This is a genomic window from Acinetobacter sp. CIP A162, from assembly GCF_000367905.1.
Lineage (GTDB): Bacteria > Pseudomonadota > Gammaproteobacteria > Pseudomonadales > Moraxellaceae > Acinetobacter > Acinetobacter lwoffii.
Genome location: NZ_KB849159.1, coordinates 288064 through 312210, shown reverse-complemented (window position 1 = coordinate 312210; position 24147 = coordinate 288064). Strand labels below are relative to the sequence as shown.

The window sequence follows — 24147 nt, the reverse complement described above, 5'->3', positions numbered from 1 at the left end:
TATCAATTCGCCCAAAAAATCTGGATCGCCCAGATTGCATATGCAAGTACAGCAATGATCACTGCTGAAGTCAGTACAAGGCGTAAACCTGAAGCTGAAGGACCCATTTGACGAGTAGTCACATAATCCGTGAATACCTGCCACATCCCGATCCATGCGTGTGCAACAAGAGATAAGACCGCCAATAAAGACATAATCTTCATTGGAACTGTCATCATAAAGCCGTACCACTGTTCAAAGTTGAAACCACCATTCAGTAGAATCCAACCCAGTACAACAACGGTATAAACAGCTAGAACTACAGCACTGACACGTTGGAGAAACCAATCGCGAGAACCTGAACCTGTTAAACCAGTAGCGCTTTTCATTAGAGTACGATCCATACAAATGCTGCAACAATACCGATTGCAGACAAGATTAATGCGATAGTAGATGCAACACGGCCACTTTCTAGTTCTTCAGCAACGCCAATGTCAGCAAGTAAATGCTTAACACCCGCAATAAAGTGAAAAATCATGCCGGCGACAAATACCCATACAATAAAGCGAACAATGAAACCGTTAAAGATTTCTTGAACTTGCGCAAAACCTTCAGGCGAAGACAATGACTTGTCTAAAATCCATAGAAGGACCGGTACGAGTAAGAATACGATAACACCTGAAAGACGGTGTAGAATTGATGCAATAGCCACGGGTGATTTTAAGTTTACTTCTAAAACTTGACCCATGGACAAATTGACAGGTCTGTTGCTTTTCACAGCGGGCATCCTGTAAGTAAAAACTCCATCCGGAGTTTGTTGGAATTAATTCGAAGGAAAGCTGGCATTCTCAGGCAAATACATGCCTAAAATCAAAACGACACTGAATTATAAAACGTGAACTATTAAAATACAAACGGCTGAATTTGGCTTTTTGGATAAAAAACCATTAAATAAGAATCATTAACAACAATAAGTCAGACTTTATATATTATTCCACCCTTTCAATTCCTATCTATATGATTGTTTTTAAATAATTAAGATGATTAATTTACTCGGTTTTCAGCCTACAGGATCATGTTTGAGTTTTAGACTAAAGATGCACAGTTCCATCACAAATATTATTTAAATCTCTTTTTAATTCAGATTTAAATCAAGTGTCTAGATTTAACAGACCAATTGCCCCAATTCATCAGCAGCGCAGTGATTCAGATAACCTGATGTTAAATAGCGACTTAGTACACCACACGATGGGTTTTTCAATCGATTTGAAGCATTTAGATTCAAAAAATCATTCATTTATTTTTATACTGCTTACCTTTGCTGCCAAACTGGCCATTTATTAAGCTACTTTTTAATCAATTGAACCATATTCAAAATTCAATTAATTGCTTTTATTTATAATTCTACCTGTTAAATTCAGCTTGGCAAAAACGATGTAAGTTATGAGATTTATATAGTTTTAAGCATGCTCACCTTAATCTTTCACTATTTTCGCCCGCATTTCTTGCTAGGAAAAAACGCTTACAAATGCCCCAAGCAGTCTATTTTTTTCTGCACCTCTGCATCAATTTGACTTATTATAGAGGTTTGATGCTGTGATTTTACTGAACTTTTTATACTGAGCGAATGTGACTAAACTGCTGTGCGGCCGTCATTTTTCATCCATAAGTATAATTGACAAAATTTCAGTACTCACTAATCTTATAGCAAATTTTTGATCCGTCCGTTTTGTGCATTAAAAGATTGATAGACAAAGCGGATATACATTCACCAGGACAGGAGATCTATTGAATGTCTGAAGCAACTGGCAAGAAAGCCGTTTTACAGCTTGATGGCAAAGAAATTGAACTACCAATTTACAGCGGCACATTGGGCCCAGATGTAATCGACGTTAAAGATGTGTTGGCTGCAGGTCACTTTACTTTTGATCCTGGTTTTATGGCGACAGCTGCGTGCGAGTCTAAAATCACGTTCATCGATGGTAACAAAGGTGTACTTTTACACCGCGGCTACCCAATCGATCAATTGGCGACTAAAGCTGATTACTTGGAAACTTGCTATTTATTGTTAAATGGCGAACTTCCAACTGCTGAGCAAAAAGAAGAATTTGACGCTAAAGTACGTAACCATACAATGGTTCACGATCAAGTTAGCCGTTTCTACAATGGTTTCCGTCGTGATGCGCATCCTATGGCGATCATGGTAGGTGTGGTTGGTGCGTTGTCTGCGTTCTATCACAACAACCTTGACATCGAAGATGTGAACCACCGTGAAATCACTGCAATTCGTTTAATCGCGAAGATTCCTACGCTGGCGGCTTGGAGCTACAAGTACACCATCGGTCAACCATTCGTTTACCCACGTAACGACCTTGGTTATGCAGAAAACTTCCTGCACATGATGTTTGCTACTCCTGCAGACCGTGATTATAAAGTTGATCCAATTCTTGCAAAAGCAATGGACCGTATTTTCACGCTTCATGCTGACCACGAACAAAATGCGTCTACGTCTACAGTACGTTTAGCTGGTTCTACCGGTGCGAATCCGTATGCATGTATCGCTGCTGGTATCTCTGCACTTTGGGGTCCTGCTCACGGCGGCGCGAACGAAGCTGTTCTTAAGATGCTTGACGAAATCGGCACTGTAGAAAACGTTGCTGGCTTCATGGAAAAAGTAAAAACTAAAGAAGTTAAACTAATGGGCTTCGGTCACCGAGTTTACAAAAACTTCGATCCACGTGCGAAAGTAATGAAAGAAACTTGTGACGAAGTTCTTGGTGCACTTGGCATCAATGATCCACAGCTTGCATTGGCTATGGAACTTGAACGTATCGCGCTTTCTGACGAATACTTCATCAAGCGTAACCTATACCCGAACGTAGACTTCTACTCAGGTATCATCCTTAAAGCGATTGGTATCCCGACAGAAATGTTTACTGTGATCTTCGCGCTTGCACGTACTGTTGGCTGGATCAGCCACTGGTTAGAAATGCACAGCGGTCCTTACAAGATCGGTCGTCCTCGTCAGCTTTATACTGGCGAAGTTCAACGCGATATCGTTCGTTAATTCGAACCGCGTCGAAAGACTCAAGAAAACCACCCACCCGGGTGGTTTTTTTAGCACTGACAAAAGCCTACAAAAAATTGACCTGAAACGTTTTAAAATGAATATATCAAAATCATATTCACGGATTAAGTCACCTAAAAACAGGACGTATATTGAATGCTGTTGTATTTTCTGCCCTTTATTTTGAGACTGGTTCGTTTTGAACAGTTTAAGTGCCGCAGTTTAACGTCTGGTGAAATCAAAATTTCCCAACGAGTATTTGGCAACCTGATCGATTATTCCCGCGTTAAAATCATGAATCACCCCTACCTGCCCTGGCAATCCAAACATGTCATTATGGCGCCCAGTGGCTACATACATGTACGCAATTTAAATTATCGGGAAGATTATTCACGCGAGAGTTTATCTTATCAAGCGCTCTTTATTCATGAGATGGCGCATATTTATCAACACCAATGCCGCATCAATGTGCTTTTAAAAGGCGCATTTTTACAAAGTGCTTATTTTCTTAGCTTGGGAAAATATAATCCGTACAAATATCAATTTAATCCCAACAAATCATTTTCAACCTACAATATTGAACAGCAAGGCGATATTGCCCGGGATATTTTTCTAAAAAAAATTCCGAATATTATTTTAAACTCACAAATAAACAGATGATATTTAATCAGTTTAATTCCAAAGAAAATAGATAAGGCATATTTTAAAAGCCAAAATTTCGACTTCAATCTTTAAATCTATATAAGCCTAGATGCATAAAAAATCAGCATATTTTCTAATTTTATATAATAACTTTTTCACTCAATGCCTGTTCTGCTAAATCAGCTCTAGCTTATCGATAAAATTTCGATAAAATAAGCCGGTATGATTATTTTGCATCGCAGATTAAGATTCAATGATCATGCGATAAAAAGTTTTTTTATTTAAGCCATTTGGCATTTTATGAATATCGATGTGCACTCAACTGGATAATTAGAATTATAAAAATCAGTAATTTAGTGTATCAACCTATAGGAATAGGATTTACTTGGAATGAAAAGTTTTAAAATTGCAATTGCTCAATTCTCTCCACATGTGGGCAATCTGGATGCAAATACGCAAAAAATGATTGATCTGGCGAATCAGGCTAAAAAAGATAAAGCGGATCTGATTATCTTTCCTGAACTTTCAACGCTGGGCTACCCTGCAGAAGACTTATTAATTCGCCCGAGCCTGGTGAAACGCACCAAAGCGGCTTTTGAAAAACTGACTGAAGTAAAAGATATTGTCATGGTCTTTGGTTTTGTTAATCAAACTGAAGATGGTCAGCGTTATAACTCGGCTGCTGTCATGAAAGATGGCGAAGTACTGGGTGTTTATAACAAGCAAGTGTTGCCAAACTATGGCGTATTTGATGAAAAGCGTTATTTTGGCGAAGGTCATCAGCATCTGGTTTTTGAGTATCTTGGACATAAATTTGGCGTACTGATCTGTGAAGATGTCTGGTCTTTAGCCACTGTTCAGCAACTGGCAAAATTGAATATCGACACAGCTTTGGTACTGAATGCATCGCCATATGAAGTGGGTAAACCACAACATCGCATTGAAACCATGGCGGCCTTGGTCAAACAGCTAAATATCAATCTGGTGTACTGTAACCAGGTCGGTGGCCAAGATGATCTGATCTTTGACGGTACCAGTTTTGTGCTCAACAAATCTGGCGAGGTGGCTTTACAGGCACCAACTTTCCAGGAAAATCTGGCAATTGCAGAATTTAATGCTGAACAGCTGCAATTCAGCAAAGGCGCAATTGCACCTGCTTTAGACACCATGGCTGAGATTTATCAAAGCCTGGTCATGGCCACACGTGATTATGTACAACGCTCTGGCTTCCCAGGTGTGATTCTGGGCCTGTCTGGCGGGATTGACTCTGCCCTGACCCTGGCGATTGCTGTAGATGCGCTTGGTGCAGACAAAGTTCAAGCCGTGATGATGCCTTATACCTATACCGCACAAATCAGTGTAGAAGATGCAGCGGCTCAAGCCAAAAATATGGGCGTGACTTTCGGTATTGCCGAAATCAATCCAGTGGTAAGCGGCTTTATGCAGGTGCTATTCCCATTCTTTGGCAATGCTCCAGTCGATGCCACCGAGGAAAACCTGCAAGCACGTTCACGTGGCACCTTATTGATGGCCCTGTCTAATAAATTCGGTAATCTGGTGCTGGCAACCGGTAATAAATCTGAACTAGCTGTCGGTTATTGCACCCTGTATGGCGATATGGTCGGTGGTTATGCAGTTCTGAAAGATGTATATAAAACCATTGTGTTTGAACTGGCGAAGTATCGTAACAGCATTTCAGAAATTCCAGTGATTCCGGAACGTGTGATTACCCGCCCACCTTCAGCAGAACTGCGTCCGGATCAGGTCGATCAAGACTCTTTGCCTGCTTATGACATTCTAGATGCGATCTTGTACTCTTATATTGAAGAAGATATGAGTCAAGACGATATCATTGCCAAAGGCTTTGATGCTGAAGTCGTGAAAAAAGTGATTCGTCTGGTTGATATCAATGAGTACAAGCGCCGCCAAGGTGCCATTGGACCACGTATCAGTTCACGTTCTTATGGTCGTGAGCGTCGTTATCCAATCGTCAATGGATGGAAAGCAGGTAGCTAAATTCTGCTCTCAATGATGTAAATCAGAATCGTCCAAGTGAATGCTTGGGCGATTTTTTTATGCGACAGTAAAATGAAGATCAGACTCAACATTAAGGAAAAATGATGTTTTGAGAAATCTGAAAAAATTAGTGGATGCTTCAAATATTTTTTATAGTTTGCAGTACTTTTTAAAAGACAAAAAAAGAGACCAAGCTGAGAGCTTGGTCTTTTAAAATGGTGGCTATGACGAGACTTGAACTTGTGACCCCCGCATTATGAGTGCGGTGCTCTAACCAACTGAGCTACATAGCCGTAAACTGTGTGCGCATTATCGTAATTTCAGCTTCTATCGTCAAGCATTTTAAAACACAAATGTTCAGTCTTTATGCAAATACGGAATAAACTTTTAAATTTTAAACAAAAAAGGGTTTTTTAGTATGTAATTCACGCATTCATAGCACCATTTAATTCTTCGAGGAATCATTAGATGTATAAAATCAAAATATTTATTTTACTCATTGGCCTTTCAAGTCTGAGTGCCTGCCAGACCATCTCGCCTATTTTCGTAGATTATAATGGCGTCAGACGTGATGTGGCACAGTGGATTAATCAGCAGCAACTGATGAGCATGCAGCAGAAAAGGTCTTTGGCACAACTCAGCAGAGCACAGCAGAAAATCGAGCGCTATCCGGAATATGATCAGAGCCAACGACTGGCGGTAACCCGGGAAAATCAGATTGCATTACATTGTGCGCGTTTACATGTGACAGAACATAAAATCCGGCAGCTACAGCAAAAAATTTATGCAGGTGAAGCTCAAACAATTTTAAATCGCTATGAACAGCTGTCACCGCAAATAAAATTAGACCCGACCTCTATTCGATGTGATTAATCACTGTCTTAGGCTATCACATTAATTACATATAAATTATTAACTTAGGCTAAATAAATCACCCAATTAAATAGCTCTAAACAGGTGCTTCATTTTTTAATCTATTAGACATTATACCTATGTATTTACTTGGTTTTATTTTTATACAATACAGGCTATGATCAAAGTATAAACAACTATTCGTACCCGGTTTAACGCGTCATAATTTTATAACTCTAAATTCCCCTCAGGAGAATTCTAATGCCTTTTGAACATATTTTAGTACCTGTTGACGGTTCAGAAACATCGTATGCTGCAGTGGATAAAGCTGTAGAAATTGCCAAAGCATTTAACAGTAAAGTCACAGTGGTTCAAGTGCTGGCACTGGACCCTTATATCGCTGCGGAATATATCTCTGCGGCACAAACCAATGACCTGATTGAACGTGCCCGTACTTCCATCCTGAAAACGCTGGATGAAGCCAAAGCAAAATTCTCTGGTGCCGGTGTTGAAGTGGATACACAGCTCCTTGAGGGTCAGGTAATTTATAGCGAGATTGTCAAAGCAGCTAAAGATTTAAATTCTGACCTGATCGTGATTGGTTCCCATGGTCGCACGGGCTTCAAAAAGCTGTTCCTTGGCAGCGTAGCGCAAAGCATTCTCGGCCAAGCGGATATCCCAGTAATGGTGATTCGCAACTAAGTTATGTTTAAAATCCCCACTTTTCACCAAGTGGGGATTTCTTTTATATCTTGACCAGACAATCCCATTGATAGCGTTTTAAATCCAAGCGATCACCTTTAAGAAAAATTCCTTCCTGCATGAGTTTTTGCTGCTGGATATTCTGGCCATGTTCGTCCAGTTGCTTCACACTGATTTTCGCCTGGGCATTGATCACCCGATACCAAGGAATATCAGTGTCCGAATCTAGATGACTTAATACCCGTCCGACCAATCGCGCATGTTTGGGTAAACCTGCCAGTCTAGCAATCTGTCCGTAGGTGGCGACTTTGGCATACGGAATCTGATTGACCACAGCCAAAATCATTTCTGCCATTTCCTGACTGGCTGAACTTGTCTGGGTCATTTTCATCTCATTAATAGCTTATTTAAATCAAAAATCACAATCCACCCCCAGTAAAAAAGCTATAGGAGAGTGATTAAGCCTGATGAAATACGCTGATTCAAGCTCTCATCTCACTATAAAAACCAATCTAACAGTCTCTTGATCTTCTAAGTTTTATCTTTAGAAATTATCCGGATTTTCTAAGCGTTTTACTTCCTGAACCTTATCTGGATGATGCACCGTGGCAACGCCATCTGCATCTTTCTGATCAATCAGAATTTCTGGCTGAAAGATAGTAATAGTCTCATTTCCTTTGGCATCTTCTCCGACAATATAGCGAAAACCCTTACGATTCATTTTATGGCACATGCGTTGATACCAACCTTTAAAGCCCTGTGTCTCTTCATTGGGATTATAATAAAAGGCATTCATGACCGCAGGTAGGCCCAAGCCGCACACCACACCGGACAACAGCACCACAATAAAGGTATAACCCACCAGAATACTGCTATAGGCTTCCAGCTGAGGAATATTGGCGACCGCCAGAATTAAGGCCAAAGAAATCCCGCCACGTACCCCGCCCCAAGACAGGATGGTCAAACTACCGTTATAGCTTTTCTTGCTGACTTTTGGGAACATAGCAAAGGCCAGATAGTTGGCTGCAAAACGGGCCAGATGCAGAATCACAAAGGCCACCATCCCGCCCAGAACCAGACTGGTACTCAAGTCCAGAATAAACAATTCCAGACCGATCAGAGTAAACAGGAATGAATTGATAATTCCCTCAACCGTATGCCAGAAATGATTAACGTCACCAATTTCGGCATCTGCTAGGATTTCTTTCCATTTATTGCCAACAATCAAACCACCAATCACACAGGCAATTGGCGCGGAAGCATGTGCCAGCAAAGCCACCAGATAGGAACCACAAGCTAGCAAGGCCGTGGTCAAAATCAGAGATTCCATTTCATGCTTACCGCGCAAAATCCGCAAGATCGCAAAACCGAATCCGAGACCAATCAGCACTGCCACGACAATCTCATAAAGCAAGGTTTGCAGTACTGCCAGTATCGTAAAGTTTTCACCTTGCAGGACATTAAGTAAGGTCATAAATAAGGCAATACACATTGCATCATTAAATAACGACTCACCTTCCAATTTAACGATCAAATGATGCGGTGCGCGAACCGAACTCAATACGCCTTTGATACCGATCGGATCTGTAGCGCCTAAAGCCGCCCCTAGCAAAAGCAAAACCAGCAAGTCAACATGCTTACCAATCAGGAACTGATAACCATACAACACTACGCCAAAGAACACTGCACAGAACACCAAAGCCAGACCGGCCAGAATACTGATCGGCCGCCAGTGATTACGTAAATCCGAAACTTTAAATTTCAGCGCAGATGAGGTCAGGATAAAACAGATCACACCATTGATCAGAAAATCATAGAAATCGACGTGACGAACAGCCTGCTCGATATTGTCAATATTGATGCTAAAGAATGGATTGCCATGCAGTAAACTGGCGCCCCACTGCAAAATGAAAACAAAGATTGCCGAGACAATAGGGACACCAATCGCTTGCGGAAAACCCAAAACACGCTTATTAAACATCGTCGTAGCAATGGACAGGGCAAATACGACTGTGAGTAGCTGAAGAAAAAAGAAATTTCCCATTCGGTTTCCTAAAATCGGGCGATATGGAGCACTATGCGCCGAGAGGCGTTGTTAAAATAGAGATTTGAATAGCAAGGTATTCTGGCAAAACAAGTTTAGTCCGTTTTTTATCGAATTGAGTTAAGTTTCTTTTCAGTATTTTCGAATGATGATTTAACATACAGATCAGCACTCGGCTTTTGCTTTCCCATCATTCTATTTTGAATTTTTCTCCCATGCATCAAACTGTCAAAACCATTTTTCGTCTCTGTTTTGCCAGCGTGATTTTTCTGATCACGTTGTCCTTATGTTTTACCTGCTTTGCTAAAATTCAGGAAATTCTGCAAGCAGAACAGCATTATCAGCAAGCCACCAGCATTCCCTTACAAAGTTCAACCGGGGAGCAGTATGTATTGGTGTCCAATAACCAGCGACCGGACAATGCCATTTTTATTCTGATTGCAGGAAATGGTTATGTGGCCAAAATCAACTGTGAACATTACAGCGCTTTATGTAGCGATGAAGACAATCAATCGCATACCCGTCAAATCCAGACTGTTGACTTAATCAAAGCGGGAAATCTGTTCTATATTGAAAAAATCGGTGGTGTTTCAAAAAGTATGCTGAAAAAAAGCAGGTTGGATTTTGATAAAATAGAGAAATGCGAATAACTCTAGAAATCAAGTGTCCAGCCTGCCTAAGTGACAGTATAAAGAAAAATGGCACAAAAGTAGATGGTAAGCAAAATTACCAATGTAAAATATGCAGACGTCAATTTATTGGTGATCATGCTCTCAGTTATCAAGGCTGTCACTCAGGTATCAAAACCAAAATATTACACCTCATGGTGCGAGGCAGTGGTGTCAGGGATATAGCAGAAATTGAAAGAGTAAGTATCGGTAAAGTTCTACGGACACTTAGCCAATCAAAATATCAACTTCGAGCACAGCAAAGTCATTATGAAACCCTTGAAGTAGATGAGTTTTGGACTTTTGTTGGTCATAAGCAAAATAAACAATGGCTAATTTATGCCTATCATCGAGAAACAGGTGAAATTGTTGCTTATGTATGGGGTAACCGAGATTTAGCCACTGCAAAACGACTTAAATTAAAATTGAAGCAGTTAGGTGTAAGCTATACATGTATATCAAGTGACCATTGGGATAGCTTTGTTACGACCTTTAAAGAATGCAAACAGTTGATTGGTAAATTTTTCACTGTGGGTATAGAAGGCAATAATTGTCGATTACGGCATCGAATCAGGCGAGGCTTTAGGAGAAGCTGCAACTTCTCCAAAAAGCTTGAAAATCATTTCAAAGCCTTTGATTTAGTGTTCTTTTATATCAATAATGGATTCGTTTAATGCCAGCATACTTTTTGAAACACCACCAAAAAATCCAGTTCAGAGATAGCCGGACTGGCAAAGCAACTGCTTTAGAATATAACAAACAAGATATTCAGCAGTTTTATCAAAATGACATGAGCAACCTCAAATATACGGTCTTTGCAATTGCACTGTTTGCTTTGGCTGCATTATTCGTCAGTATCAAGATATTAAGAAATTTCCGGCGTTTTCTGCATAAATAAAAAAAGGAGCATCTGCTCCTTTTTTTATCGAAGTCATTTAAATATTTTGATTAAAGGTATCACAATTCGCAACCTGACCGGATTTCAAGCCGGTATTAAACCATTGTACCCGCTGCGCGCTGCTGCCATGAGTAAAGCTGTCCGGCACCACCTGCCCGCGGGCACGTTTCTGCAAATAGTCATCGCCAATTTTATGAGCGGCATCCATCGCTTCCTGCACATCGCCCTGTTCCAAAAATTGGGTTCGCTCATGATTATGGTAAGCCCAGACGCCGGCCAGACAGTCTGCCTGCAATTCCTGACGCACTGAAAGCTGGTTACTTTGCACTTCGCTTGCTTGCTGACGCGCCTGTTGTACTTGAGAAGAAATACCTAAAATCGTCTGAATATGATGCCCCACTTCATGGGCCACAACATAGGCCAGCGCAAAATCCCCCGCCTGATCATTGCGGGAAAGTTCGGTGGCATTCTGTTCTCCGGTAATGCCCATTTGACTGCGCATATCTTTAAAGAATGCCGTATCGATATACACTTTCTGGTCTGTCGGACAGTAGAAAGGTCCCATGGCCGCCTGAGCCGTACCACAACCAGAATTCACGATGCCGTTAAACAACACTAGTTTCGGTGGAACATACTGCTGATTTAACTGCTGCTGAAACACCTGATTCCAGGTATCTTCAGTATCTGCCAATACGGTGCCGACAAAATCAATCGACTCCTGCTGTTCTGGCGTGGGATTTTCCAGGCCACGTGTTTCTGCTGCACCCGATACACCCTGAGTGACCTGCTTGGTGGTTTGATAAGCCTGCTGTGGATCGACACCAAAAAACTTCCAGGCCACAAAGGCTACAATCAACCCAACAATACTGATTCCGCCAGCTTTGGCACCACCACCGCGACGGTCTTCTACATTGCTACTGACACGACGACCTTTCCAACGCATAGTCTTTTCCTTTTCTTAATCTGCTTAATATCCAGATATTTCCACACCTTAAGCTTTTGATGATTTAGGCCAGATTTTCTTAATCAGGCTGATGACCAGCATGACCAGCAGACCCGCTAAAATTCCTACTGCGAAATTAATCAAGGTCGGTGTTACGGCACCGACAATGTTGCCAATGCTGGGAATATCCTGCACATAAGCAACACTGTCTTCAGTAAAGTGATGAATAAAAGGAATTGCATGGTTAATAATTCCACCGCCCACCAGAAACATCGCAGCGGTCCCAACAATGGAGAGAATTTTCATTAAGATCGGGGCAAATGCCAACAAGCCACGTCCTATTTTTTGTTTAAAATCGGACTGCTGTTCAGTCAGATGCAGACCGATATCATCCAGTTTGACAATCAGCGCAACAAAACCATAAACACCAATGGTCATCACCACCGCGATCAGGCTTAAAACAGTCACTTTGGTCAGCATCGAGGCTGCGGCGACCGTTCCCAAAGTAATCACGATAATTTCAGCAGACAGGATAAAGTCAGTGCGAATAGCACCTTTGACTTTTTCATTTTCAAACTGGTGCAAATCCATTTCTGTATGAATCAATTGCTCACGCGCCTGTTCCGCGTCCTTGGCCTTCGGTGTATGCAAGGTATGAATAATTTTTTCCACGCCTTCATAACATAGGAACAAACCACCCAGCACCAACAAGGGATTAATCAGCCAGCCTGCAATAAAGCTGATTAATAATGCCAGCGGCACCAAAATCAGTTTATTAACAAAAGAACCTTTGGCAACTTTCCAGACCACCGGTAATTCACGATCAGCCCGCACACCTGTCACTTGCTGCGCATTTAAAGCCAGATCATCACCAAGGACGCCTGCTGTTTTTTTTGCTGCCATTTTGCTCATGACAGCGACATCATCCAGAACAGTAGCAATATCATCTAATAATAGTAATAAACTGCTCGCCATACTTATTATCCTTATCTTCTTTCCAGATAGTTTAATCAAAATTCTTAAAAATATTGTATTCACTTGTTTAATTTATAAGATTTTTTTACGACAGCTTTTTTTCTGGCTGACAATCAAAAACAGAATGCCGTACAATGTTGCCATTCGTTAAAATACAGCTGTAGTACTGACTACCCTTTGGAATAGATAATGAGTAATCAAGATAATCGTCCAGTGATCTTGACGGGCGACCGTCCTACCGGACAACTCCACCTCGGCCACTTTGTCGGTTCATTACGCTCTCGTGTAGGTCTGCAAGATTCTCACCATCAACACTTGTTACTCGCCGATGCTCAAGCCCTAACTGATAATGCGGACAATTTTGAAAAAGTACGTCGTAACATTATTGAAGTGGCGACGGATTATCTGGCTGTCGGTATTGATCCAACTAAAACCACAATTTGTGTGCAGTCATGCCTGCCAGCACTAAATGAACTGACCATGCTTTACCTCAATTTCGTGACGGTTTCACGTCTTGAGCGTAACCCGACCATTAAATCTGAAATCCAGATGCGTGGTTTTGAGCGTGATATTCCAGCCGGTTTCTTGTGCTACCCGGTGGCTCAAGCTGCTGACATTACGGCATTCAAGGCCACTGTAGTTCCTGTGGGTGAAGATCAGATTCCAATGATCGAACAGACCAACGAAATCGTGCGTCGTTTAAACCGTCAAATTGGTCATGACCTGTTACCAGAATGTAAGGCACTACTTTCCAATGTTGGTCGCCTACCTGGTTTTGATGGTAAAGCAAAAATGTCGAAATCTTTGGGCAATACCATTGTGCTAGATGCAACAGATAAAGATATTAAGAAAGCCGTCAATGCCATGTATACCGATCCGAATCACTTACGTATTGAAGATCCAGGTCAGGTCGAAGGCAACGTGGTATTCACCTATCTAGATGCCTTCGATCCAAATAAAGAAGAGCTGGAAGAACTTAAAGCCCATTATCGTCGTGGTGGTTTAGGCGATGGTACAGTGAAAAAACGTCTGGAAAGCATTTTAAAAGAATTGATCGGTCCAATTCGTGAGCGTCGTATTGAACTGGCTAAAGATCCGGATTACATCATGGATATTCTAAAAACTGGTACGGATAAATGTCGCGATATTACCCAGGCGACACTGGATGAAGTTAAATCTGGCCTCGGCGTATTCCATTTCTAAATATAAAATTGCTCTTAAAAGCTCTTCTGATGAAGAGCTTTTTTATTTAAGCTAAAATTGCGCAAAAATGATGCAAATGCCCCCACATAATCTTCATAGTTTTAACCTTATTTAACATGTATTAACATGAATACTGATGAGTCATATGAGAATGCGTCCTATTATGGTCATATTCAGTAAGGAATCAGATTTAACTCTCTCCACAGTTAATTTTGAAATAGTTTGAAAAAACATTCCTTTTTCTACGCAATGACAACCCCAATCATTGCGTTTTTTTTGTCTTTAATTTTTGAATCTATTTTATTTCAAGTATAAAAAAACCCGCCAGAGCGGGTTATTTTGAATTCAGCATTTAAGCATTTTTATGACGCATATGCGGGAACAAGATCACATCGCGGATACTTGCTGCATTGGCAAAGATCATCACCAGACGGTCAATACCAATACCCTCACCTGCTGTTGGAGGAAGACCGTATTCCAATGCTTCTACAAAGTCAGCATCGTAATGCATAGCTTCATCATCACCAGCATCTTTTTCAGCAACCTGTGCCTGGAATCGTTCAGCCTGATCGATTGGATCATTTAATTCCGAGAAGCCATTTGCCAACTCACGGCCACCGATGAAGAATTCAAAACGGTCGGTAATGTGTGGATTGTGATCATTACGGCGCGCCAATGGAGAAGTTTCCGCTGGATATTCAGTAATGAACGTCGGTTGACGCAATTTGGTTTCTACGGTTTCTTCAAATACCATGGTTTGCAGTTTGCCCAGACCAAAACCTGGTTTCACCGGCTCTTTCAATTCTTCCTGAAGGAATTTTGCCAGGAACTCACGGTCATTGACATTTTCAGGGGTAAATTGCGGGTTATTTTCCAGAATTGCATCGAACATTGAAATTTTCTTGAATGGCCCTTTGAAGCTATACACTTCATCGCCATAAGGCACATCAGTGGTACCCAAGATATCAATCGCCAGACGCTCCAGCATTTGCTCGGTCAATTCCATCAAGTCTTTGTAATCTGCATAAGCCTGATAGAATTCGATCATGGTGAATTCAGGGTTGTGACGGGTAGAAACACCTTCGTTACGGAAGTTACGGTTAATTTCAAACACACGTTCAAAACCGCCGACCACCAAACGCTTTAAGTAAAGCTCTGGCGCAATACGCAAGAACAGCGACATGTCCAGTGCATTATGATGTGTTTCGAAAGGACGTGCCGATGCACCGCCTGGAATCACATGCATCATTGGCGTTTCAACTTCCATATAGCGCTTTTCAGTCAGGAAGGCACGGATACCCGCCACAACTTTGGCACGAATTTCAAAAGTTTTACGTGTTTCTTCGTTAACGATCAGATCAAGATAACGTTTACGATACTTTACTTCAGTATCGTTCAAACCATGGAACTTGTCTGGAAGCGGACGTAATGATTTGGTCAGTAATTCAAAATGTTCGATGTGTACATACAAATCGCCTTTACCTGAACGACCGATATAACCTTCGACTGCGATGATATCGCCAAGGTCCAGACCTTTAATGGTAGCCAGGACATCTTCAGCGAGTTCTTTACGCGCCACATATAGCTGGATACGACCTGTCATGTCCTGGATCACAATAAATGAACCACGGTTCAACATCACTCGACCGGCAACTTTGACGTAGACCTTTTCGCCTGCTTCAATTTCTTCTTTAGATTTATCAGCGAACTGGTCTTGTAAATCTTGGGCATAATGCTCACGCTTAAAGGTATTCGGCCATGGGCTCTTACCTGTTTCTTGTGCCTGAGCTTCGATTTGCTTTAACTTGACATGACGCTGTGCAATTAAATCGTTTTCGGAAATGATTTGTTCAGAAGTCGATTGAGCGTTAGTTTGCGTCATCTCTGCCTCGAATAAGATTAGTTAAAAAATAGAAGTTGCATAGAATAGCAGAAATCCTTCTCAAATCGTAGCGCAAACACTCTCAGGAACCGGCTTTTCTTTGGAAAAATCCACTATCCTGCTATTTACACCATTCGGTTGAGCCCTTCTGTCACTCTTTTAAATTCCCTTTCTTCAACCTTTTGCAGCACCCCGCTGCTCTCAGTTGGGATTAAAGTTTAAATCAGACAGGGGTTATACAAAATCATTGCACTGCAAAATTGTGGCTTAGACCAATAGCTAACTGCCTTGTACACCCAGACGTTCTACAATGACGCTCAGATTGAAGATGATATGCCAATCAACAAATAACCAATATGGCATGTCCCATAAAAATGAGTAATGAACTATGTCTAAGATTTTGTTTTTACATGGCTTAGATTCCTCCAGAGAATCCACCAAGTTCCATGCCATTGATGTGGTACATAAATACTGTATCGATGTCGATTATCGAAATCTGAGTTATAGTTCGGTCACCGAGTTTTATCATGAGATGATTGAAACCATCAAACCGGATATTCTGGTCGGCCACAGTCTTGGCGGTTATTGGGCACTGAAAATGTCACAAGCGTATCAAATTCCATGTGTAGTGGCCAATCCCATTTTGCAGCCTAACTTCCGCGATGATTATCCGCCGATTGGGCATCACGATTTACAGCATGATATTCCTCAGTTTGCCTATCTGGAGCTGGGCGATGAAATTCTGGATATGCATGCGGTTCAGACACAACTTGAAGACTATATGCAAATTCAGGCAGTTGATGGCGGCCATCATCGTCTGGAACATCCTGAGCAAATTAATACACTGATTCAGGAAATCGAAGATCATTTTATCAGGCAATAAAAAAGCCCCACAATTTTGGGGCTTTTTTTAAATGTATAACTTAAGCAACTGCCGCTTCAGGCTGAGATTTGTCATCCAGCACTGACCAGATATCCAGGCCTAATTCAGCATGCAGGTCAGGAAGATCAAGGAAGATACTTGCGCCAAGTACTTCATGTTGACATTTTTGAGCCAGTTCATTCACTGCTTTTAAGGTTCCGCCAGTTGCCAGAACATCATCCACAATAATTACTTTCTGGGACTGAACTTCCGCAGACATTTCTAAACGATCCATACCATATTCCAGGCTATAACCCACACCGACCACTGGAGGTGGCAATTTGCCTGCTTTACGCACCAACAATAAGCCTTTGCCTGTACGTTGTGCCAACAAGCTTGCCAACACAAAACCACGCGCTTCGACCGCAATAAAGCTTTCTACTTCTGCCAGTTTGTCAGCAGGAATGCTGGCAATCAAAGCGTCAGTCAAAGGACCAATATTGCTCATGAAAAGTGGGGTCAAATCAAAGAAGCAAATTCCTGGTTTTGGAAAATCTTGGACCGTACGAATGTGAGACCACAAAGAAGTAGACAAATTGCTCATGGGAGATCTTAAAAAAAGAAAAGGAATATGGGAATTTTAAACCTATTTGAGTAGAGCGGACAAGCCAAGCTGCCTAATAAAAACCCGACGTTTAATTACAAGATATTGATTTTATTATATTGATTTATTTTAAAAATATTTAATCCGGACTTTACTGATTTTAAATTACCTAAAAACTCAAGTTTTTACTGCACGACTTTGGTCTATCCCACAAGATAAACACTCATTTTTGCCATCGTCAGCTTTTTATCCTTTAACCGCCTACGCCAGAAAAGCTGATTGGCGTGATTTTTAGATAAATGAGGAATGTGTCGTCTATTCTGCTGCTAATTTCGCTGATTAAGCTTTTATTCACTTTACTTTATGAATAGAACTGCGTAAAAATTTAGCCAAATATGTTCACTGTTAAAAAGTCATATTCTTTTAGAGTCTTGCCTTTTATGGATTTTAAGCTGACGCCTACAGTTGCTCAGTTTTGGAGAGTTACATGAGAAAGTTTCAATGCATCGTATGTGGATGGATTTATGACGAGGCAGAAGGTTGGCCTCAAGACGGGATCGTAGCAGGCACCAAATGGGAAGATATCCCAGATGACTGGACCTGTCCAGATTGCGGCGTGTCTAAAATTGATTTCGAAATGATCGAAGTCTAATCACGTCCAGTTAAAGGCCATATCCATATGGTCTTTTTTTATGCCTTTCAATCATTTATACAGCATGGAGCTCTACCATATGGAAACAACTATGCATCCTATCGTCATTATTGGTTCAGGTATGGCGGGTTATGCCGTAGCACGTGAATTTCGTAAACTCAATCCAGAACATGAATTGCTGATGATCTGTGCGGATGATGCGGTCAATTACGCCAAACCGACGCTCTCCAATGCTTTGGCTGGCAATAAAGCGCCTGAACAAATTCCACTAGGCGATGCGGCTAAAATGTCAGCACAGCTGAATATGCGCATTGAACAGCATACCTGGGTCAAAGCCATTCATCCGGAAGATCATCAGCTGGTTCTGGAAAAAGATGGTCAGGAAAGTACGCAAAATTATAGCAAACTGGTATTAGCCATCGGTGCCAATCCGGTACGTCTGGCGATTGCCGGTGATGCCAGCGATGACATTCATGTCGTCAACAATTTGAGTGACTATAAAGCTTTCCGTAACAATCTGGCAGCACGTGAAGACAAACGTGTAGTAATTTTAGGTGCAGGCCTGATTGGCTGTGAATTTGCCAACGACCTACAAAATACCGATCATCAGGTTACAGTCATTGATTTAGCCCCTCGGCCACTTGGCCGCTTATTGCCAGAACATGTTGCTACTGCATTCCAGAAGAATCTTGAAGAAACCGGCATTCACTTTGTCTTGGGCACAACGGTCGAAAAAGTCTCTCGTGCGGGCAATGGTGATTATCTGGTCACGCTGGCCAACGGTCAGTCTTTGGTCGCTGATGTAGTGTTATCTGCGGTGGGCTTACAGCCGAATATTTCTTTGGCGAAACAGGCAGACGTACATACCAGTCGCGGAGTGTTAACCACGGCACAACTGGAAACCAACCAGGTCGATATTTATGCTGTGGGCGACTGTGCCGAGGTCAATGGAACTTTATTGCCTTATGTTATGCCGATCATGCAACAAGCCCGCGCTTTGGCAAAAACCTTAAATGGTGAACATACTGCCGTGCATTATCCGGCTATGCCAGTGGCAGTTAAAACGCCTGCTGCTCCTTTAACGGTATTGCCTGCACCGGTTGATGTTGATGTCACCTGGGAAACTGAAGAGTTTGACGATGGCATGCTGGCTAAAGCGTTCGATGCTAACGGCACCTTACGCGGTTTCGTGCTTTTGGGCGCCACTGCAGCCAAACAGCGTCTGGCCTTGACCAAGCAGGTTCCTGACTTGATTCCTGCTGCGGTTTAGAGGTTTAATAGCAAGGATATTTTTTAAACGAAATATCCTTTAATTAGGACAGCGACTATGTACAGCGCAGCACAGTTTAATCTTTCCCCATATACCTCGTTTATGCATGAAACCAAGGTTGATCTTGGTAATGGGATCCAGCTACATGTCGAGGTTGGCGGAAATCCGGAACATCCCACCATTTTGCTGATTATGGGTCTGGGTGGGCAAATGCTGTACTGGCCTGACTTTTTCTGCAAGTCACTGATAGACAATGGCTATCACATCATCCGTTTTGATAATCGTGATATTGGTCTGTCTTCAAAAGTCCATCACAAAGGTCCACGCCTGAATACCCTGAAAATGATGAGCCGTTTTGTGCTGGGTCTGGGTAATCAGGGTGCACCTTATGATCTATATGATATGGCCGAAGATGTCAGTCTGCTGATTGAAAAAATGCAGCTGGAACAGGTCTATGTGCTGGGTGCTTCGATGGGCGGTATGATTGCCCAGATTCTGGCCGCGCGTTATCCGGACAAAGTCAAAAAACTGGGCTTACTGTTTACCAGCAATAACCAGCCGATGTTGCCACCGCCCTTCCCTAAGCAACTCTTTAGTTTGATTGACAAACCGGCTTCAACAGATGAAGATGGCATTGTTGATCATAGTTTGAAACTGTTTAAGATCATCGGCTCGCCAGGTTATGTCAATCATCTGGAAGCGGTACAGACCGCCCGTAAATTATATAAGCGAAGTTACTATCCTGCTGGTGTACTTCAACAGTTTTTAGCAATATTATGTACAGGCTCATTGCTGCAACTGGACAAGCAAATCAAACAAGAAACCCTGGTAGTCCATGGTTCTCGAGATCGATTGCTGCCTCCTAGCCATGGCAAGGCCGTTGCGAAAGCAATTTCAGGGGCTAAATTTGAATTAATTGATGGAATGGGGCATGATATCCCACCGCATTTTATTCCATATCTTAGCGAATTATTTGCTGATCATTTTAAATCATAAACATTAGGACACTATGGCTGCATTACCATCCCTAAGACAGCTGTCATACCTCGTAACACTGTCAGAGACGCTACACTTTACAGAAGCTGCTCGCCGCTCCTTTGTCACCCAGTCAACCTTGTCTGGCGGCATCATGGAGCTGGAGCGTTTACTCGGTGGCGTACTTGTTGAACGCGACCGCCAGAATGTTCGTTTAACGCCTCTTGGTGAACAAGTGGTTGCACGCGCACGTGTTCTACTGGCCGATGCTCAGGACCTAATGCGTTTAAGTCGTGAGATGAGTGAACCTTTAACCGGTGATCTACATCTCGGCGTCATTCCAACAATTGCACCTTTCCTATTGTCCCAGCTGCTGGATGAAGTGCATAAGCAATTACCAAAAATCCAGTTGCATCTGCATGAAGCGCAAAGTGAAAAGATTGTAGAAAAGCTGGAACATGGCAACCTGGATATGGTGGCTTTGGCATTGCCTTTCGACACCCGTGGTCTGAAAGTTGCTGAAATTGCCAAAGAGAATCTGTATCTGGTTTACCAAAAATCTGATCAGCATGCTGCACAAGCAAACTCTTTAGAAGATCTGGATCTGTCTCGCCTGATGTTACTTGAAGAAGGTCATTGCCTGCGTGATCATGCCTTGAGTGCCTGCCCGATTGGTGAGCGTAAAAATGATCACCGTTTAAAAGCCAGCTCACTGCCGACTTTAATCGAAATGGTGTCTGCAAATCTGGGCTTTACCCTGCTGCCTGAAATTGCGATCCATACCAATATGATTAAAGGCAATCCTGAGATTCAGGTAAAAGCGATCGATTCAGCCCCAAGTCGTACCCTGGCATTGGTAACCCGTAAAAGCACACCGCTGCAAAGCGAGTTTGATGTGCTATTACAGATTTTCCAGAAAATCACTCAGCACGATGCTGCCTGATCTATAGATAATAAAAAGGAGCACATGTTGCTCCTTTTTTATATCTTGAATTGAATGCATCCAGTCCGCCTAGAAACTTAGAATCTCTACATTTCAGCTAAATCACTATTCTTTGGGATAGGCATTTGCATCTGCCTGATTCACAGTATAGCTCTCTATCGCATCTACAGGATCGCGTTTTATTGGCTAGCCTTTTGCCTGCACCGGTTTTAGTGATTCGTTCACCGACTGGACTCGACCTGTCAAAAATCCAAACCGTGCTACTGCAACTGGGCTATCAGCCAGATATGCTGCTGTATGCGGACAATATACTGTCTGCACAGTCCATGATTACTGAACATCTGCCCAATCTGATTCTTTATCATGCAGCAACAACTTCAGAGATCAGTTTGATCCGTCAGCTGAAACAGCAAAACCCGTACCCGCCTGTTATTACCATATTCAATACGGATGCCATAGTAACGATCTATTCTGCTTTATTATCCGGAGCAGATAGCTATATGCAGCATCATGATTCATTACCGCAGTTCGCTGAGAGTCTAAAAATTGTCTTACGCGGCGGAGCCTACATTCATACTGAACTGGCAGACTATATCCTGCACCAGCCCATTGCCAAAACCTGTCTTAACCTCGCTGAATTGCAGTTATTAAAAGTATTGAGTCAACATCAATCGCAAGCCGAACGACAAAACCAGCTCCAGATGAAGGACTATCAGATGTATAGTCGGGTCAAACATATCTATCGAAAACTGGTTCAACTCAGCTTGAACAGTTAAATTCTATCTTCGGAATAAAAAGAGGCTGAATATTCAGCCTCTTTAAATGCTTAAACTTATTTAAACAGCTCTAACAGAATACGTTGTGCATTATGCGGTTTGTCACCTTCTTTTGGCTGTGCCCGCAGCCAGGTGCCATCACCTTGCAATAACCAGGATTGCTGGTTGTCTTTCAGGTAATTCAACAGACCCTGTTGATAGATGCGTTTTTTCAAAGCTTCATCTTCGACCGGGAAACAGGCTTCGACCCGATTAAACAGGTTACGATCCATCCAGTCTGCACTTGAGCAGTAAATACGTGAATTGCCATTATTGCTGAAATAATACACGCGGGTATGTTCCAGGAAACGTCCGACAATTGAACGCACCCGGATATTTTCTGACAGCCCCGGCAACCCCGGACGCAAACTGCAAATTGAGCGAATAATCAGGTCAATTTGTACCCCGGCCTGAGAAGCTTCATAGAGTTTGTTAATCAACTGCATTTCGGTCAGCGCATTGACTTTGACAATAATCTGCGCCGGTTTCCCTGCCTGAGCATAGGCAATTTCATTATCAATATAGTTCAGTAACTGGGCATGTAAGGTAAACGGCGCATGCAGCAGCTTTTTCAGCTTGGCCATTTTCCCCATACCGGTCAGTTCCTGAAAAATACGATGCACATCTTCACACAGATCTTTATCCGTCGTTAACAGGCCGTAATCGGTATAGATTCGCGCATTGCCGGCATGATAATTACCGGTGCCCAGATGCACATAGCGCACCAGTTTGTTATTTTCCCGGCGCACCACCAGAATCATCTTGGCGTGAGTCTTGTAACCGACAATGCCGTAGACCACGACCGCACCCGCTTCTTGGAGGACATTGGCCACCGCAATATTGGATTCTTCATCAAAACGCGCACGTAATTCAATGACTGCGGTCACTTCCTTGCCATTGCGGGCAGCCTCTGCCAACACTTGGACAATTTCAGAATCTGGTCCACTACGGTACAAGGTCTGCTTGATCGCCAGTACTTGTGGATCGCGTGCCGCTTCACGTAATAATGAAATGACCGGCGCAAAAGATTCAAAGGGATGATGTAGCAAAATATCCTGTTTCTGCATCGCACTAAAAATATTTTCAGATTTTTTCAGTACTTTAGGAATGATGGGAGTATGCGAGTCATAACGTAAATGCGGACGTTTAAAATTAGATAGTAAACGTGCCAGATTGACCGGGCCAGCAACTTTATAAAGCTGCTCGTCGTCCAGATCAAATTCATTCAGCAGATATTCATAAATATGCTGTGGGCAGTTTTCCGTTACTTCCAGACGTACCGCACGACCAAACCGGCGTGAACTGAGTTCACCTTTGAGTGCCTTGGCCAGATCTTCCACATCTTCATTCAAGGCCAAATCGGCATTTCGGGTGACACGGAACTGATAACAGCCAGTCGCTGTCATCCCCGGGAACAGGTCAGAAACATGCTCATGAATAATCGCCGACAGCATTACATGATGTTCTTTTCCATCGGTCAGTTCATCCGGTAAACGTACCACGCGTGGCAGAGAACGCGGTGCAGGTACCACAGCCAGATCAATCTGACGGCCAAAAGCATCTTTCCCTTCCAGCGTGACAATAAAGTTCAGTGATTTATTCACCAGCCGCGGGAATGGATGCGCTGGGTCTAGGCTGATCGGCGTGAGGACGGGAGCCACCTGCTCCTGAAAATATTTTTTCACCCAGGCAGATTGAGCTGGGGTCAATTCACCACGGCGCAAGAAGCAAATATCTTCCTCACGCAGTTTTGGCAAAATTTCTTCATTTAAAATACGGTATTGACGTTCAATGGCGGCATGTGCCGTTTTAGAAATCTGTTCTAAAACCTGCTTTGGAGTCAAGCCATCCGGACTCCGACTTTCATTGTCCAGATCCAGCTGTTCCATCATCCCGGCGACCCGGATTTCAAAAAATTCGTCCAGATTACGCGAGAAAATCAACAGAAAATTCATGCGTTCGAGCAATGGATGTAAAGGATCGACAGCCTGTTCCAGAACGCGTAAATGGAAGTCTAGGATAGACAGTTCACGATTAATATAACGATCATTATATGTATATTCGGGCTGTGCTGAAGTTGTGCTGGCTGCCGTATTCATATCAAACCTATGCGGATTTAAAATTGTGCTTATCGCTCCAAGTATGCTTCAAATTG

Annotated in this window: 22 protein-coding genes, 1 tRNA gene and 2 pseudogenes; 15 read left to right on the top strand and 10 right to left on the bottom strand. The window is 42.4% G+C overall.

Annotated elements, in window-relative coordinates:
• Positions 1-2 precede the first annotated feature (2 nt).
• Both sdhD and sdhC read right to left on the bottom strand, forming a co-directional pair.
• Positions 3-368, bottom strand: coding sequence for a succinate dehydrogenase, hydrophobic membrane anchor protein (gene sdhD, locus F995_RS07760; protein ID WP_004279431.1), 366 nt, complete (start codon positions 366-368; stop codon positions 3-5).
• Positions 368-766, bottom strand: coding sequence for a succinate dehydrogenase, cytochrome b556 subunit (gene sdhC / locus F995_RS07755; protein ID WP_004279430.1), 399 nt, complete (start codon positions 764-766; stop codon positions 368-370). The genes sdhD and sdhC overlap by 1 nt, the downstream gene beginning before the upstream one ends.
• 1005 nt (positions 767-1771) lie before the next feature.
• Here sdhC and gltA point away from each other — a divergent pair.
• The 3 genes from gltA to F995_RS07740 all read left to right on the top strand — a co-directional run bounded on the left by gltA (position 1772) and on the right by F995_RS07740 (position 5704).
• Complete coding sequence (gltA, locus tag F995_RS07750) at positions 1772-3046, top strand: citrate synthase (protein ID WP_004279429.1); 1275 nt, start codon at positions 1772-1774, stop codon at positions 3044-3046.
• 156 nt (positions 3047-3202) lie between these two features.
• Complete coding sequence (locus F995_RS07745) at positions 3203-3706, top strand: hypothetical protein (RefSeq protein ID WP_004646287.1); 504 nt, start codon at positions 3203-3205, stop codon at positions 3704-3706.
• Between the two features lie 372 nt (positions 3707-4078).
• Complete coding sequence (locus F995_RS07740; protein ID WP_004646285.1) at positions 4079-5704, top strand: NAD+ synthase; 1626 nt, start codon at positions 4079-4081, stop codon at positions 5702-5704.
• A 216-nt stretch (positions 5705-5920) separates the two neighbouring features.
• On the opposite strand, the gene F995_RS07735 is transcribed toward F995_RS07740, so the two are convergent.
• Positions 5921-5997: transfer RNA gene (locus F995_RS07735), tRNA-Met, on the bottom strand.
• 175 nt (positions 5998-6172) lie between these two features.
• Between F995_RS07735 and F995_RS07730 the strand changes: the two genes are divergently transcribed.
• Both F995_RS07730 and F995_RS07725 read left to right on the top strand, forming a co-directional pair.
• Positions 6173-6577 (top strand): hypothetical protein, encoded by a 405-nt coding sequence (locus F995_RS07730; protein ID WP_004646284.1) that lies wholly within the window; start codon positions 6173-6175, stop codon positions 6575-6577.
• A 240-nt stretch (positions 6578-6817) separates the two neighbouring features.
• Positions 6818-7258, top strand: a complete 441-nt coding sequence (locus F995_RS07725; RefSeq protein ID WP_004279425.1) for a universal stress protein — start codon at positions 6818-6820, stop codon at positions 7256-7258.
• Between the two features lie 43 nt (positions 7259-7301).
• On the opposite strand, the gene F995_RS07720 is transcribed toward F995_RS07725, so the two are convergent.
• A complete protein-coding gene (locus F995_RS07720; RefSeq protein WP_004646283.1) occupies positions 7302-7643 on the bottom strand; it encodes an MGMT family protein in 342 nt (113 codons plus the stop codon).
• Positions 7644-7802: 159 nt separating this feature from the next.
• Positions 7803-9302, bottom strand: a complete 1500-nt coding sequence (locus F995_RS07715) for a cation:proton antiporter (RefSeq protein WP_004646282.1) — start codon at positions 9300-9302, stop codon at positions 7803-7805.
• Between the two features lie 215 nt (positions 9303-9517).
• On the opposite strand from F995_RS07715, the pseudogene F995_RS07710 reads away from it, so the two are divergent.
• From F995_RS07710 to F995_RS07700, 3 genes and pseudogenes are all read left to right on the top strand, one after another.
• Positions 9518-9934: pseudogene (locus F995_RS07710) on the top strand (hypothetical protein); the annotation flags it as partial.
• Between the two features lie 8 nt (positions 9935-9942).
• Positions 9943-10644 (top strand): IS1 family transposase, encoded by a 702-nt coding sequence (locus F995_RS07705; protein ID WP_004282341.1) that lies wholly within the window; start codon positions 9943-9945, stop codon positions 10642-10644.
• 23 nt (positions 10645-10667) lie between these two features.
• A pseudogene (locus F995_RS07700) lies at positions 10668-10868 on the top strand (hypothetical protein); the annotation flags it as partial.
• 37 nt (positions 10869-10905) lie between these two features.
• On the opposite strand, the gene F995_RS07695 reads toward F995_RS07700, so the two are convergent.
• Positions 10906-11811, bottom strand: coding sequence for a KPN_02809 family neutral zinc metallopeptidase (locus F995_RS07695; RefSeq protein WP_004646279.1), 906 nt, complete (start codon positions 11809-11811; stop codon positions 10906-10908).
• A 48-nt stretch (positions 11812-11859) separates the two neighbouring features.
• On the bottom strand, positions 11860-12786 hold the full coding sequence (locus tag F995_RS07690; protein WP_004646278.1) for a DUF808 domain-containing protein: 927 nt from the start codon (positions 12784-12786) through the stop codon (positions 11860-11862).
• Between the two features lie 189 nt (positions 12787-12975).
• Here F995_RS07690 and trpS point away from each other — a divergent pair, with 189 nt between their 5' ends.
• The gene (trpS, locus tag F995_RS07685; protein WP_004279419.1) at positions 12976-13989 is read left to right on the top strand and encodes a tryptophan--tRNA ligase; all 1014 of its coding nucleotides are present in this window, start codon (positions 12976-12978) and stop codon (positions 13987-13989) included.
• A 352-nt stretch (positions 13990-14341) separates the two neighbouring features.
• Here the strand turns inward: trpS and lysS are convergent, their stop codons facing one another.
• Positions 14342-15871 carry a lysine--tRNA ligase gene (gene lysS, locus F995_RS07680; protein ID WP_004646277.1) on the bottom strand — a complete coding sequence of 510 codons (1530 nt, stop codon included), beginning with the start codon at positions 15869-15871 and terminating at the stop codon, positions 14342-14344.
• Between the two features lie 388 nt (positions 15872-16259).
• Between lysS and F995_RS07675 the strand changes: the two genes are divergently transcribed.
• Positions 16260-16754 (top strand): YqiA/YcfP family alpha/beta fold hydrolase, encoded by a 495-nt coding sequence (locus F995_RS07675; RefSeq protein ID WP_004279417.1) that lies wholly within the window; start codon positions 16260-16262, stop codon positions 16752-16754.
• Between the two features lie 40 nt (positions 16755-16794).
• Here the strand turns inward: F995_RS07675 and F995_RS07670 are convergent, their stop codons facing one another.
• Positions 16795-17337 (bottom strand): adenine phosphoribosyltransferase, encoded by a 543-nt coding sequence (locus tag F995_RS07670; RefSeq protein WP_004646276.1) that lies wholly within the window; start codon positions 17335-17337, stop codon positions 16795-16797.
• A gap of 487 nt (positions 17338-17824) precedes the next feature.
• Here F995_RS07670 and rubA point away from each other — a divergent pair, with 487 nt between their 5' ends.
• From rubA to F995_RS07645, 5 genes are all read left to right on the top strand, one after another.
• On the top strand, positions 17825-17989 hold the full coding sequence (gene rubA, locus F995_RS07665) for a rubredoxin RubA (RefSeq protein ID WP_004646274.1): 165 nt from the start codon (positions 17825-17827) through the stop codon (positions 17987-17989).
• A 91-nt stretch (positions 17990-18080) separates the two neighbouring features.
• On the top strand, positions 18081-19259 hold the full coding sequence (gene rubB, locus F995_RS07660; RefSeq protein ID WP_016806664.1) for a rubredoxin reductase RubB: 1179 nt from the start codon (positions 18081-18083) through the stop codon (positions 19257-19259).
• Positions 19260-19316: 57 nt separating this feature from the next.
• Positions 19317-20255: an esterase EstB gene (estB, locus tag F995_RS07655; RefSeq protein ID WP_004646272.1), complete on the top strand. Its 939-nt coding sequence runs from the start codon at positions 19317-19319 to the stop codon at positions 20253-20255.
• 13 nt (positions 20256-20268) lie between these two features.
• Positions 20269-21177, top strand: coding sequence for a LysR family transcriptional regulator OxyR (oxyR, locus tag F995_RS07650; RefSeq protein WP_004279412.1), 909 nt, complete (start codon positions 20269-20271; stop codon positions 21175-21177).
• Positions 21178-21359: 182 nt separating this feature from the next.
• Positions 21360-21953, top strand: a complete 594-nt coding sequence (locus F995_RS07645) for a response regulator transcription factor (protein ID WP_016806665.1) — start codon at positions 21360-21362, stop codon at positions 21951-21953.
• Positions 21954-22009: 56 nt separating this feature from the next.
• On the opposite strand, the gene ppk1 is transcribed toward F995_RS07645, so the two are convergent.
• Positions 22010-24091, bottom strand: coding sequence for a polyphosphate kinase 1 (ppk1, locus tag F995_RS07640; RefSeq protein ID WP_004646270.1), 2082 nt, complete (start codon positions 24089-24091; stop codon positions 22010-22012).
• Between the last annotated feature and the right edge of the window lie 56 nt (positions 24092-24147).